At 40.9% G+C, this 13,397-nt stretch carries 14 protein-coding genes, 1 tRNA gene and 1 pseudogene; 9 read left to right on the top strand and 7 right to left on the bottom strand.

Annotated features, from left to right (window positions below; translation table 11 throughout):
* A complete protein-coding gene (locus CSW98_RS02400) occupies positions 1 to 1,353 on the bottom strand; it encodes an alpha/beta hydrolase-fold protein (RefSeq protein WP_198517260.1) in 1,353 nt (450 codons plus the stop codon).
* A 324-nt stretch (positions 1,354 to 1,677) separates the two neighbouring features.
* Between CSW98_RS02400 and CSW98_RS02395 the strand changes: the two genes are divergently transcribed.
* The 8 genes from CSW98_RS02395 (at position 1,678) to CSW98_RS17855 (ending at position 8,552) form a co-directional block, all read left to right on the top strand.
* Positions 1,678 to 2,586, top strand: coding sequence for a ZIP family metal transporter (locus CSW98_RS02395; RefSeq protein ID WP_100798839.1), 909 nt, complete (start codon positions 1,678 to 1,680; stop codon positions 2,584 to 2,586).
* Between the two features lie 24 nt (positions 2,587 to 2,610).
* Positions 2,611 to 3,105, top strand: a complete 495-nt coding sequence (locus CSW98_RS02390) for a GNAT family N-acetyltransferase (RefSeq protein WP_100798838.1) — start codon at positions 2,611 to 2,613, stop codon at positions 3,103 to 3,105.
* A complete protein-coding gene (locus CSW98_RS02385; RefSeq protein WP_100798837.1) occupies positions 3,106 to 3,579 on the top strand; it encodes an HAD family hydrolase in 474 nt (157 codons plus the stop codon).
* Between the two features lie 226 nt (positions 3,580 to 3,805).
* The gene (locus CSW98_RS02380; RefSeq protein WP_100798836.1) at positions 3,806 to 5,968 is read left to right on the top strand and encodes a methyl-accepting chemotaxis protein; all 2,163 of its coding nucleotides are present in this window, start codon (positions 3,806 to 3,808) and stop codon (positions 5,966 to 5,968) included.
* A 46-nt stretch (positions 5,969 to 6,014) separates the two neighbouring features.
* The gene (locus CSW98_RS02375) at positions 6,015 to 7,004 is read left to right on the top strand and encodes a sensor domain-containing diguanylate cyclase (protein WP_100798835.1); all 990 of its coding nucleotides are present in this window, start codon (positions 6,015 to 6,017) and stop codon (positions 7,002 to 7,004) included.
* A 142-nt stretch (positions 7,005 to 7,146) separates the two neighbouring features.
* On the top strand, positions 7,147 to 7,443 hold the full coding sequence (locus tag CSW98_RS02370) for a Dabb family protein (protein WP_100798834.1): 297 nt from the start codon (positions 7,147 to 7,149) through the stop codon (positions 7,441 to 7,443).
* Between the two features lie 91 nt (positions 7,444 to 7,534).
* Complete coding sequence (locus CSW98_RS02365; RefSeq protein WP_100798833.1) at positions 7,535 to 7,837, top strand: hypothetical protein; 303 nt, start codon at positions 7,535 to 7,537, stop codon at positions 7,835 to 7,837.
* Between the two features lie 508 nt (positions 7,838 to 8,345).
* Positions 8,346 to 8,552 (top strand): DUF3024 domain-containing protein, encoded by a 207-nt coding sequence (locus CSW98_RS17855; protein ID WP_443083643.1) that lies wholly within the window; start codon positions 8,346 to 8,348, stop codon positions 8,550 to 8,552.
* 165 nt (positions 8,553 to 8,717) lie between these two features.
* On the opposite strand, the gene CSW98_RS02355 is transcribed toward CSW98_RS17855, so the two are convergent.
* The 4 genes and pseudogenes from CSW98_RS02355 to hxpB all read right to left on the bottom strand — a co-directional run bounded on the left by CSW98_RS02355 (position 8,718) and on the right by hxpB (position 10,840).
* Positions 8,718 to 9,227, bottom strand: a complete 510-nt coding sequence (locus CSW98_RS02355; RefSeq protein ID WP_100798832.1) for a MerR family transcriptional regulator — start codon at positions 9,225 to 9,227, stop codon at positions 8,718 to 8,720.
* Between the two features lie 124 nt (positions 9,228 to 9,351).
* Positions 9,352 to 9,684: pseudogene (locus tag CSW98_RS02350) on the bottom strand (transposase); the annotation flags it as partial.
* A 285-nt stretch (positions 9,685 to 9,969) separates the two neighbouring features.
* Positions 9,970 to 10,046, bottom strand: a tRNA-Val gene (locus CSW98_RS02345).
* A 140-nt stretch (positions 10,047 to 10,186) separates the two neighbouring features.
* Entirely contained in the window at positions 10,187 to 10,840 is a 654-nt protein-coding gene (hxpB, locus tag CSW98_RS02340) for a hexitol phosphatase HxpB (protein ID WP_100798831.1), read from the bottom strand.
* A 253-nt stretch (positions 10,841 to 11,093) separates the two neighbouring features.
* Between hxpB and CSW98_RS02335 the strand changes: the two genes are divergently transcribed.
* Entirely contained in the window at positions 11,094 to 11,903 is an 810-nt protein-coding gene (locus CSW98_RS02335) for a DNA ligase (RefSeq protein WP_443083646.1), read from the top strand.
* A 67-nt stretch (positions 11,904 to 11,970) separates the two neighbouring features.
* Here the strand turns inward: CSW98_RS02335 and CSW98_RS02330 are convergent, their stop codons facing one another.
* Both CSW98_RS02330 and CSW98_RS02325 read right to left on the bottom strand, forming a co-directional pair.
* A complete protein-coding gene (locus tag CSW98_RS02330; RefSeq protein ID WP_100798829.1) occupies positions 11,971 to 12,414 on the bottom strand; it encodes a bactofilin family protein in 444 nt (147 codons plus the stop codon).
* Positions 12,324 to 13,265: a M23 family metallopeptidase gene (locus CSW98_RS02325; protein ID WP_100798828.1), complete on the bottom strand. Its 942-nt coding sequence runs from the start codon at positions 13,263 to 13,265 to the stop codon at positions 12,324 to 12,326. The genes CSW98_RS02330 and CSW98_RS02325 overlap by 91 nt, the downstream gene beginning before the upstream one ends.
* Positions 13,266 to 13,397 lie beyond the last annotated feature (132 nt).

Raw genomic sequence — 13,397 nt, 5'->3', positions numbered from 1 at the left:
TTAATTCAATAAATAAAGCAATCCATCCGGAAATGTTGTTCTCCAACTGAGCATATCATGAGAGCTTGCAACTGGTCTAAAACAATACTGATATCCTTTGGATTTTAACACACTTCTTAATTCTTCATTTGCCGGGAATATCCAGGTATTTTCAAAAATTCCGGCACTAAAATACCAGCGAATAGGTAATGTTTTTTTCTGAGTCAATTGAGAAATAACCTGTTTTTCCTGACCGCTTTCTTTTGAATCAGAATGACTGGTCCACCAGAAAGAGCCGGAGAGACTTAATACGCCACAGAATATATCAGGATATCGAATAGCAGTGTAGGCAGATATCAGCCCACCATAACTGGAACCGATTAAAATTTTTTTATTTTTATCGCCTAAATTTTCTTCTTTTTGCAATTCCGGAAGTATTTCATTAACAAGAGCATCACTGAATACAGGATTACAAGATAGTTCTCTGGAGCGACTTTCCGGACTAGGGTTGGTAATAAATACGGCTTTTACTGATGGTATCTCATTTTTACCTTTCATATTATCCAGAATTTCTGGAATCTTCCCTTGATGGATATATTTATCACCATCAAAAATAATCAATAGAACTTCTGGTGGGGTCATTTTATTTAAACCTTTTGTTCTATATATATAAATATCTCTCTTATTATTTAGTGTGTGAATAGAAATATTTTTTTTGATGATGGTTGCTTTCTGTTTTGGCTCACTTTCAATCCATATTTCTTTTGTGGCGGCCGGAAGTCTGATGGTTGACCACGTATTGTATTTATCGTGTGCTTTCAGATAGAGCCAGGGGAAGTGGTTTAGAGGGTCTTTCTGCGCAGTTGCCAGGATCGCTTGCTTTCTCTCTTTTCTGTTTCCGTAAAATTCAGGCACATCCGGAGCTAATTGATAGGAAAAATACGCATTATTTGGCACAATAAAACTCACATACCAGAGATCAGTATCAGGTAAATGAATTAAGTCAGGGTGATCCGCAGAAGGGCCACCTAAAAGCCGGACATTTTTTTGTTTTCCCCTCCATAGAAAGCTGATGATCGATTTTCCGTCAGAGTATTCATCTGAACAAAGGGGGATTGGTTCTATCAGTGGTGTTCCTGTCTGCTGTATTTCATTCCAGAATTGTTCCAGAGTTTCGGGCTGCTCTTGCATATCCTGACTCAGAATCTGCAAGCGTGGACTGAGCAGTGGGCTGTATTCCTGTATGTGAGCTGGGAGTTTTTCTGACAGACAGATGGTACCTTTCGTATCTGCAACACCTTCTACAGTCAGAAGATACTTTCCACTATTCTGTGGACTGAAATGGATATCAGCACCATAGCCGGGAAATGGCATCAAGTCTTTTACCTGCTGTCTGTCTGTTTTGAGAATGGATACTTTTTTTAACGGATCATCTGACCAAATTTTTCCTGTAAGGTAGCTGCCTGCTGCCAGTGATAATTCCTGAGTGAAGATCTGGGTGTTATCCAGTGAAAATACAATCTGCTGACTATTTTTCATTGTGATATTTTAAATTATTGATATAAAAAGAAGACGAAAAGGCCATTGATTTTAGTTGCTCGCAAATGATATCTATTCGTATTATCATTTGTGTGGGTGTCATCGTCAAGAGATAGAACAGAATTACCTGCACGGGTATTCTGGAGGGAATAAATATTCATGCAAAATACACAATCTTTATCCTGGTTTCAGGCTTTACGTTATCATTCGTCGTCACATCCGGTGATATCCGGAGGACTGCTTGTTTCTGTTGCACTGGTTGCTTTACTGGTCGTGTCGGCATTTTCCAGCGATAAGCAGCTATTTAGTCAGTATGCTCTTATTGGCGGAAGTGCCGGGTTTGCCGCTACCGCGATGGGAACCCTGCCAGCCTTATTCTTGAGAACTATTCCTCAACGAATTTCTGATTTGATGCTTGGGTTTGCTGCGGGAATGATGCTGGCGGCAGCGGCATTTTCTCTACTTTTACCGGGAATTGAAGCTGGGATAGAGTTAACGGAAAGCAATGTTTTCGGTGGGGCTCTGGTCGTATTTGGCATGATACTGGGGGTACTGCTGATGCTGGGGCTGGATGAATTTACGCCTCATGAGCACATGACCGGTCCATGTGGACCCGGTTATGACCGGTGTAACCGGGCTTGGTTATTTGTATTTGCGATTGCACTGCATAACTTTCCGGAAGGGATGGCTATAGGCGTTGGTTTTGCTCAGGGAGATATGACTATCGGTGTTCCACTGACAACAGCGATTGCTTTGCAGGATATTCCAGAAGGCCTTGCTGTCGCTCTGACAATGCGGGCTGCCGGATTCAATGCGATATTTTCGGTATTACTGGCGATTGCTACCGGGCTGCTTGAGCCTCTGGGGGCATTGCTTGGTGTGAGTCTGGCTGGTGGTTATCTTCTGGCTTACCCTGTTGGATTAGGGCTTGCCGGTGGTGCAATGTTATTTGTTGTTTCCCATGAAGTGATTCCGGAAACCCATCGTAGTGGTCACCAGACTCTGGCGACTATTGGTTTAATGGTGGGGTTTGCATTGATGATGGTTTTGGACACAACACTGGGGTGAGAGGGAACACGTAAGGAGTTTTTTGTGTTTAGAGAAATAACAAAAACTGATTTTGAGTTGTTTTGGCCAACATTTTTGAATGTAATTCAGTCTAGAGAGACTTATGCATTTGATCCTGATATGACATTCGAACAGGCATTCCATCTCTGGTGTGAATTGCCGCTAAAAACCTATGTGTATGTGGAGAATGATACGGTGCTGGGGACTTACTATATTAAACCTAATGCCATGGGACCCGGTAGTCATATTTGTAATTGCGGTTACATGGTTGCACACGATGCCCGAGGGCAAGGTGTTGCGCAGAAAATGTGCGAACATTCCCAACAGATGGCGCTCCGGCTTGGCTTTGAGGCTATGCAATTTAATAGTGTGGTTTCTGCCAACGAAGTTGCGGTCAGACTCTGGAAAAAACTGGGATTTGATATTATCGGTACAATCCCTAAAGCATACAGGCATGGCCGATTGGGATATGTCGATAGCCTGATCATGTATAAATGGCTTGGTACATCAGGAGGTTAGATGAGCAAAATTTATCTGTTTGACTGGGGGGATACTCTGATGGTCGATTTTCCGGAACAAGCAGGAAAAATGTGTGACTGGAGTATTGTCCAAACCATCGATGGTGCGTTAGAAACCCTGAAGACACTCTCAAAAGAGCACTTGGTGTATATTGCTACAAATGCAGAAGACTCATCTGAACATGACATTCAGGAAGCCTTTTCCCGTGTCGGTCTATCTCCCTATATTGACGGATATTTTTGCAAGACAAATTTGGGTATCGGAAAGGGTAGTCCTGAATTCTTTTATAAAATTATGTCTCACATTGGAGTAGATCCGGGGTCAATTATCATGGTTGGGGATAATTACGAGCATGATATTGAACCTGCAATTACTGCGGGAATTCAGGCTATTTGGTTTAATCCAACAGCAATAGACGGTGGCAAATATAAAAATACGAAGCAGATCAGTCAGTTGATGGATCTTTGTATTTAAACTATTAGGTGGGCTTTCTCCAAGATAAAGATATAAAAATAGGCATAGATAGGGGAATGAGTTAGATATATTAAAAAAGCGGGCATTGTTGTTTCTGTTTTGTTGGTAGTATGTTGTATAATTTCGTGTGAAGTGGCTGATTTTAAGATGTAAAACATAAAATTTAGCCTTTCTCCAAGCAGGTTTGCTTGAAGATGTAATCTACATTCTTTTACGGTGCCTACACATGAATATTAATTCGATAAAAATAAAAATGACACTTGCTGCTGGACTTTGCTTAGCAACAGCGACATTGGCATTGGTTGGATACAATGTCTATTCTTCATTTAATTCTGAACAGTTTGTATCAAACAAATCTGCTGAGCTTATTACAGAAGAGGCACTGGAAAAACTAGAGCTAACGGCGTCAGAATCAGCGAAGCAAATCAGCATAAAGATAGATACCGCTCTTGACCGTGCGATCACCATGGCTTCATCAGTGGCTGCGATGAAATACTCAGAGTTGACATCGGATGATATTTTTTTAGATAGATCGACCTTTAATCAAGTGCTTAGAAATGTTCTGGAGAGAAATAGTGAACTCAACGGGACATATAGCTGCTGGGAGCCGAATGAGTTTGACGGCGATGATACAAAGTTTGTTGGTGGCAAAGCGGGTAGTAATCCTGAAACAGGTAGGTATACCCCATACTTCACTCAGACGGCGGGGCAAAATATAAGCTTACAGCCTTTGGTTGAATATGATTCTCAGGAAAAACACCCGAATGGCATAGTGAAAGGTGCCTGGTACCAGAATCCTAAAAAGACATTACATGAAGCCGTTACCGCACCATTGCCATATGTCGTTCAGGGAAAATCTGTCTGGTTAGCGACTATGTCATCTCCTATTATAGTGAATGGTCAGTTTTCCGGGGTAGTAGGAACTGACTTTGACTTGAGTTTTGTACAGAAACTTGCTGAAAAGGTTTCTCAAAATATATATAACGGAAACAGCCATGTTACGATTTCAACAGATACTGGGTTACTGATTGCCGACAGTAGTCATCCTCAATACATTGGGCAGTCCATCGAAAAAATTTATGGTGATAAAAGCGCAACGGTTATTTCTATTATCAATAAAGGAGAATTATATACAACCGATGATGACGTTAATAACCTGTATAAAGTCTTGGTTCCAATAACATTTGGTCAATCAGGGGTTTCTTGGGGTATTACATTAGAAGTGAATAAAAATTTAGTCTTAAAGAATGCTACAGATTTAGCTGATAGCTTAGCGCAACGTAATACAGAAAGCACTATCAACCAAATCATAATTAGCCTGTCTGTCATGACCCTAGCCATACTGGGGCTATTTTACTTTTCTCACAAACTGTCTAAACCTATTCTTGCATCTGTTGAAATGGCTAAGTCTATTGCATCTGGACGATTCGACGAGCGCTTGAATCATGAGTCTGAAGATGAAATCGGCCAATTATCCAAGGCGTTAGATAACATGGCAGATTCACTTCATAAACAGGTTATTAGTGCTGAAAGAATAGCCCGGGGGGATCTAAGTGTTAAGATACAGCTTGCTTCGGAGCAGGATCAACTTGGTAAAGCGCTGGAGCAGATGGTGGCTGATTTAAACCAGTTAGTACGTCAGATATCTCAGCGATCCGGCAATATTTCTGGGTTTGCTGCATCTGTTGCTGACCTAAGTCATGATTTGGCTAGTGGTGCAACAGAATCAGCCGCGTCGGTAACCGAAATTAGTGCGACAGTTTCTGGAATAGCTGAGCAGATATATCAGAGTTCTGAAAATGCGAAAAAAGCGAGTAATTTTTCATTGGAAACCAATGATCTCGCAATAAACGGAAAGAAATTAATGACCGAATTGCAAGCGGCTATGGTTGATATAGAAACTTCTGGTAATGACATAAACAATATTATTAGTACCATAGAAAACATCGCAGAGCAGACAAACCTTCTGGCATTAAATGCAGCAATTGAAGCTGCAAGAGCAGGAGAAGCAGGAAGAGGATTTGCTGTTGTTGCTGATGAAGTGCGTGGTCTTGCTGCCAGAAGTGCAGCAGCAGTGCAAGATACAAATAAAATTATCAATGAATCCGCAGAAAAGACTCAACGAGGACTTGATCTGACAGCTGACACATCATCGGCACTTGATACAATTGTTGATAATGTAGGTAAAGTCTCATCTTTAATGTCTGATATTGCTCAAGCTTCGATTGAACAATCTGCTGGCGCTGAGCAGGTAAAAGTGGGTATTAATCAAATTGATGAGGTGACTAATCACACTAGCTCCAGTTCTGAGCAATGTGCTCAGGCTGCGGCAGAGCTTACTCAGGAATCTCAGGAATTATCAGCTTTAATCAGTAGGTTTAAATTGTAGTTTTTTATTGAACTGTGCTTCAACCCATATAAGAGGGGGGGGGACATTGAAAATACCAGATATTCCGGAGAATGAGCAAGAACGCCTTGCGACATTAAGGTCTCTTCATATCTTAGATACTCCAGCAGAGCAACGGTTCGACAGCTTAACGCGTATAGCTCAAAGAGTATTTAATGTACCAGTGGCTTTAGTGAGCCTCGTTGACGAAAAACGTCAGTGGTTTAAATCTTGTATCGGTATGACTGTTCGTGAAACTTCTCGGGAAATGTCTTTTTGTGGGCATGCTATTCTGGATGATGTTCCATTCATTGTGCCAGACGCTACGGCAGATGAACGGTTTTTCGATAACCCGTTGGTAACTAATGAACCTTATGTACATTTCTATGCAGGGATTCCCTTAAAGGCTCATAACGGTCACAAGCTAGGTGTTCTATGTGTTATGGATCAGAAGCCAAGAGTGTTTAGCCAAGAAGACTTAGGTCTCCTTATGGACTTAGCGAAAATAGCAGAAAATGAATTATCAATAGTACTCCAATCGAACACTGATTATTTAACAAATATTTTGAATCGAAGGGGATTCGAGTTGGTTGCGCAGAGTCGCTTAAACTTATGTTCAAGAGAAAAAATACCCGCATCATTAGTTTTTATTGATCTGGATAAGTTCAAATATATCAATGATAGCTTTGGTCATGCTGAAGGCGATCAGGTCTTAGTGACTTTTGCGAAACAAATGAAAAGTACCTTTAGGGATTCAGATATTATTGCCCGGCTCGGTGGCGATGAATTCGTTGTGTTGGTAACGAACATACAAAGTTCATTGGTTTGTAATATGGTATCTCGTCTTGCAATGGCACTGGATAAGATTAACCGTGATAAAAACTATGAATATAAAATCTTATTTTCTCATGGCGTTGTTGAGTATATTCCTGATAAACACACTTCTATTGAAACATTACTGGCAGATGGTGATGTTCTTATGTATAAAACTAAGCGATCAAAGCCTGGTAATGAGCAGCCGACGGATTTTTGTATTTAGTTCTTGCCCTTTTCTAGATACAAGAATTTTGAGTATTGTCGAGTGAAATTTTGGTTTGATTTGGAATTTTGTGTTTACGGTGTAATAGTTGAGTGTCGTGGTAGTGTTGCTCACGACTTAACGTGACATTATCGAGGCAAAAATGATTCGACATATATTACTTATAAAGTTTAAACAATCAGCAGATCCATCTGAAATTGAAAAATTAAAGTGTTTGTTTGCGACGATGCCGGAAAAAGTCGATGGTGTACTTGCTGTTGAATGGGGAGAAAACGATAGTCCAGAAGGTAAAAGCCAAGGTTTTACTCACTCGGTTTTAATGACGTTTGCCGACGAAACGGGACGTCAAAATTATCTGCCTCATCCTGATCACGATGTACTCAAGCAAGTTTTTCGTCCATTGCTCGAAGATATCGTGGTTTTTGATTATACAATCTAGTATCAGGTAGCGTAGCTAACATGCAAGTATTTAAGAGTAATTTCTAACGTTTGGCATTTTTAATGCGGTGGTCAGCAGTAAGGAGTAATCTATGAGTGACACGATCTTCGCTTCCATTATTAAAAGAATTACATCTGAGTATGCAGAGTCTATGTCTGGTGAAGTTTTGATAGGAGCATTGAATGATGTTTTGCCTCAGCAAGAATCGGACATCGAAGCGTTAATAACGGCCAAAAAAGCAGGAGAGCTGACGGGTGAAGAGTTTGACTGTGAAATGTCCAGAGAAGAACAGATTCTGGAAGCTGAAATGCTGACCATGCAAGTGGCGTCAAAAGCGGAAGTGCAGAAGGTTGTACATGAGGTCTTCTGCTATCTATCCAAGGAAGCTGGATAAGACACATAGAATTTTATGCTGAAGACTTCAGAAGAATCAATATATTATGTAAGGTATCGCCAGGGCGTCGGGGCCAAATAAGGCGTACTTAAATGCACCAAGAGCAACCGAAACAGAGGCACTGGTGTATCTATACCGAACGAAAGGACGAAGCATTAAAAACCTTACCTTACTCAGAATATAAAAGAATCGCTCGGACGATAGCTAAAAAATAAGAATAATCAGACATGGAGCCTCCAGTGCTAATAAGTACCACGTAAGTGTGGCAGATCCTCGGGAGGGAGAATCCATGGCATTCGTTATGTACTTGCCTCTTAATAATTTGGTAAGTGGCTTAAATTAGTTAAGATCAGGATGGTTATGACATTTTCTGAATTTGAACAAAAACTCTATGAGAAAATTGTTGGTTCGTATATAGAAACACGTCGTCCTGAACCCCGGATAAGGGATAAGGGATAAGCTTGATATCAGCTATCGGATTTCTGGTCAAAGTCTCGAAATCTTTGAAGTGCGGCCAAATTGGAGAGATTCATCGATTATTCACGAAAACCCGATAGCAAAAGCGACTTATGTCAGAACAAAGAATAATTGGAAAATCTATTGGATGAGAGCGGATTTAAAGTGGCACAGTTATGAACCTGATTCAACAGTAAAAACACTAGAGCAGTTTATTGGCGTGATTGATACCGATGAATTCGGGTATTTTTGGGGTTAGCTTTAGTCCGTACATAACAAACGGCTCAACGGGATAAAAACACGTGCCACTTTTGGTTCGGTTTGTTTCTGGGGTTCCGGCTGGTTCGGTTGAGTGAATGGATTGGTTTTTGCCCTTTAGTTGGGCGCTATGCATAATAGCCTCTTCCTTGAGTCTATTTTCACATTATAGAGCTCGAATCTTAGTGATTTCGTCACCAGAAATGCCTAAAGACTCAAGGAACTTCTGGTGCTCATTAGGTTCTAGTTCTTCAAACTTCTGATGCCACTTGACCATATCGGTTTCAGTGAATCCAGCGGCAATCATGATTTCTACCCAGCGTTCTTTGTTCACAATATTTTCCTCTAATAGATTTGGTTCTTGAAGCAATACAACTACAGCTTTTTGTTGTGCTCGTAGGTTTTGGATTTCTCTTTCCAGTTCATTGAAGTGGTCTTTCAATATTTGGGTTTGAGACTCTCCATTTCGGTCTAATAATGTGCGAATGCTGGAGATTGACAGCCCGTACGAACGATAGGAAGTAATCGCTTCTAAGCGTTTAATCTCTTTTTCACCATACCAACGGTATCCATTCTCAGAACGATAAGCAGGTATCAATAGTTCTTCTTTTTCGTAGTACAAAATAGTTGTACGAGAAACTCTGAACAGTTTTGCGATTTGGGTGACAGTTAGCATATATGCTCCATTGTTTGACCGAATGTGCATCTTGAACCCTAGCCTTATAGACGGGTCAATAGATTAATTGTACACACCTCTGGTGTGGCACGATATGCATAACAAACGACTATGGCGTCAATAACTAATTTTTAGCTATGTTCTCATCCCATATTACACCGTCTCTGAGCATTGAATTTAGAATAACAACCATCTTTCGCATACAGGCCACTATTGCTACTTTTTTGGGTTTACCTGCCGCAAGCAATCGTTCATAAGTGGTTTTAAATACACGGTTGCATTGGATAGCTGACATAATGGCCATGTAGAGTACAGTCCTTACCTGTGAGCGGCCACCTTGGATGATTCGCTGACCACTTTCTTTGGTAATAGGGGCAACCCCAATAGGAAATGCGGCTTGTTTATTGGTGATATAGCCAAGCTCAATGGAATTGATTGAACTGGAAACGTTGGCAATTGAGAACAATGATCCTGTAGGTCTGGTTGAGTAAATAGGTCGCGAAAGCGGCCTTTTTGTGTTTTAAGATAAATAATTATGTTCGTTAGGAGACTACTGTATATTACCACTTTTTTACCACACCCTTAAGATGCTAATAAGTGATACGGTAACTTGCATGCAAAGGAACGAATTGATATGTAAATATGAATTTAACGGGTTCTTTTAACATATTGATATAAGAGTAATAATAAACAACAGGCATAAAAAAAGAGACTGAAAATTCAGTCTCTCTCTTTAAGAATATGGTGCGTCCGAGTGAACTCGAATCACCGACCCCCACCATGTCAAGGTGGTGCTCTAACCAACTGAGCTACGGACGCATTTCTTTAGAACGAGGTGGATATTAACGGCTCATTTTCTGATGTGCAAGCAGATTTTTGCTGATTGTGAGCTGTTTGCATTTAATTTGTTCGTTTTGGTGCTTTTTTCGTCTTGGTGGTATTGCTCTGTTGGCGACGTGTTATAAATTTTCAAAAACTGAGCGGTTAATATCCAGAAGGCTGCTAAGCTTTATGTCAGCAAGAGCCCAGTGATCTTTTTCTGCTACAGAAGTTTCGGGGATAACAATAGTCTTCATTCGCGCTGCTTTTGCTGATAATAGTCCCGAGAATGAATCCTCAATGGCAAGACATTCTGTCTCATCAACTTCAAGTGCTTTGGCAGCATTGATATAAACTTCCGGGTGTGGTTTTGGATGTTCAAGTTCTCCGGCTGAGCATACAACCTGAAAATATTCTTCCAGTTCGAGTCGTTCCAGTACGTTCAGAATTACATCCATTGGAGAGGATGAAGCGATACCCAGAAGCAGTCCCTGTGAACGGAAAAAGGCAATTGCCTCCAGAACGCCTGGCATCATAGGCTGCTTCTCACTAATTAGCTGCATAACTCGGTTGATAATGGCAGTAATGATATCTTCTTTGCTTCTTCCTTGCCATGGGGTGCGTTGATAGAAGTAATCTATAACATGGTCAATGCGAATACCAATAGTGTATTCGGCGTCAGCTTCTGTGACTGTGATTCCACATTCCCCGAGGACTTCTGTTTGAGCTTGATTCCATAATGGTTCAGAGTTAATTAATAGACCGTCCATATCAAATATTGCCGCTTTAATCATTAGGCTTTCCGTTATTTTGCTAAAAATAATTTCAGAGAATCAGTGAAAATCGATTGAGAGTCAAATTTTTGTGTATCTGTACTGAGTGGCGTAGGTGAATCATATTGAATGAATCGAAAAAATAATCAGAAAGGCTGGATAGGACATACTGCCTGTGTTCGTATTGAATCTGTTTCAGGTAAAAAGGAATAAACAGATGTTTTGCAAATTATCAGGAAATACAGGTTATCAATTTGCATTGATAGCGGCCGGAATGACGGGGTTCTATCCGCTTTATGATGCTCGGGCTGATATGGTTCCGATGGTTATGCTGGCTAATAATTATCAGCAGGGATTATCACTGGAACATTACTGGATGAGTGAGAAACTGGATGGAATTCGGGCATACTGGACGGGAGAATATTTGCTAACCCGGAAGGGAAAAAGGATTTATGCTCCTGAGTGGTTTATCCGAAATCTGCCAGCATTCCCGGTTGAAGGAGAGTTATGGGCAGGAAGGGGAGCGTTTAATCAGGTTCAGAAAACAGTATTTGATCATAAGCCTGATACTGATGGTTGGAAAGAAATTCGTTTTATGGCGTTTGATTTACCGGATGAAGAGGGCTTTTATCTGACTCGCTATAAGAAACTGAAACGGGTTGTTGAAGGGATTGGATCTGTGTACCTGAAATGTGTAGAGCAACAGACTATTACCGACGAAGTAACATTACTGGCATCTCTTGATTTGTTAATCGACAGGGGCGGGGAAGGTATAATGCTCAGACGATTTGATCGCCCATACAGAACCGGGCGTAGTAATGATTTGGTTAAACTGAAAAAATATCAGGATGCAGATGCTCAGGTTATCGGATATAAGCCTGGAAATGGAAAATTCAGTGGCATGTTGGGGTCTGTTCTTGTGGTAACTGATGATGGACATCGCTTTTATATTGGTTCAGGCCTTACGGATGATCTTCGTCATACACCGCCTCCGTTAGGCAGTATTATTACTTATCGGTTTAATGGATATACAGGAAACGGGTTACCCCGGTTTGCACGATTTTTGAGAGTCAGGCGAGATTAAGCATCCCCTATAAAGGGGCGCTTATTGTCTCCATTACCTGCTCTGGCATGGGTATAGTTTACGGCTTTTATGCAGTTTTTGGTGTGCAGGAATCAGTTACAATCGAAAGCTCTTGTTTCTGCTGTGGTTCTATACTGATTTTTTCTGTAATTTCTTCAGTGGAAACTGTTTTAGATGTTCCCAGAAATGAGCCACCTTTTTCTATGGTCAGTTCTGCTGATGTTACCTGACCTTTCAGACAACCGCTGGATAATACATCGACATTTCTTGCATAAACTTCACCTTCGAACAGACCATTGATGATCGCTTTATCAGCAAAGATATTTCCCTCTACGATACCGGAAGGACTGATAGTAACCATCTTACTGGTGTAAATGGTGCCGGTTATTTTTCCGTCGATCTGAATGTTCCCTGCAAGGGTTAGTTCACCTGAGATGCAGGCTCCCTCAGAGACGATAGTTGTAGAGCTGTGCTTACTTGTCGTTCTACGTTTTTCACCAAAGAGTCCCATTGTATTCCCTTTTGATTTTTAAAAATGGATTCAAAATTGTCGATATTCCAGTCCACAAACGGACGAGGATCTAAGGCTCTCCCGACAAAGCGAATTTCATAATGAAGATGTGGGCCGGAAGTTAAACCGCTATTGCCTGAATATGCGACCAGTTCTCCTTTCTTAATAAACTGACCGGTATGTACTTTAAAAGACTTTAGATGTGAATATGAGGACGTGATTCCAAAAGCGTGCGAAAGTCTTAGAAAATTCCCTGATCCCTGATTACTTTTTCGGACGATCTGCACCACGCTATCTGCCGGGGCGTAAATAGGAGTGCCGGTGTTAACTGCGTAATCCAGACCGCGGTGCATGGTTTTCTTTTTTGTCACCGGGTGTACTCTCATGCCGAAAGGAGATGAGATGCGAGCATCTTTAACGGGAGAACCATTAGGAATTTGTGTCAGAATAGCCAAGCGGACAGCCGTATTAATCGCCGCAATATCGAGACGCGACTCTACATCCAGATTTTCGTTGTTTCCCCCGAGAAAGGTTTCGATATCCTGAAGGCGGTTTGTGACGGATTTAAGCTTATTTTCTTTTACCGAAATATCGCCTTCGAGCTCTTCTTTCAGTTGTTGATATTTTTGCAGTTGCTCTGATAGGTCTATGGATTCAAGCTGAAGTAATGCTTGTTGTTCCTTGGTCAGTTTAAGTTCATCGAGAAGATAAAATACACCGGTACTAATAAGTCCTATTACAAAAAGCATAACAGAAAAAATAACTTTCAGGCGTAGTACTGCCTTATTGGTCAGCTTGAAATGACTGGTTCCTTTTACGCCAGAGATAGTTACAGCAAGACTTTGGCTCATAAAAATAATGCTCACTAGTCAAAGAAGAGAATTAAACACTCTTCTGATGGATAAGACAATAAAAACACTCGAATTTTAAAACGATTACACTCTATGAACATGGATCGGTTTCATGATTTAGCTGTTTAACGA

The organism is Vibrio sp. HA2012 (genome assembly GCF_002812955.1).
Taxonomy (GTDB): Bacteria; Pseudomonadota; Gammaproteobacteria; order Enterobacterales; family Vibrionaceae; genus Vibrio.
The sequence above is the reverse complement of the archived record's forward strand: the minus strand, read 5'-3'. Positions and strand labels throughout refer to the sequence as shown.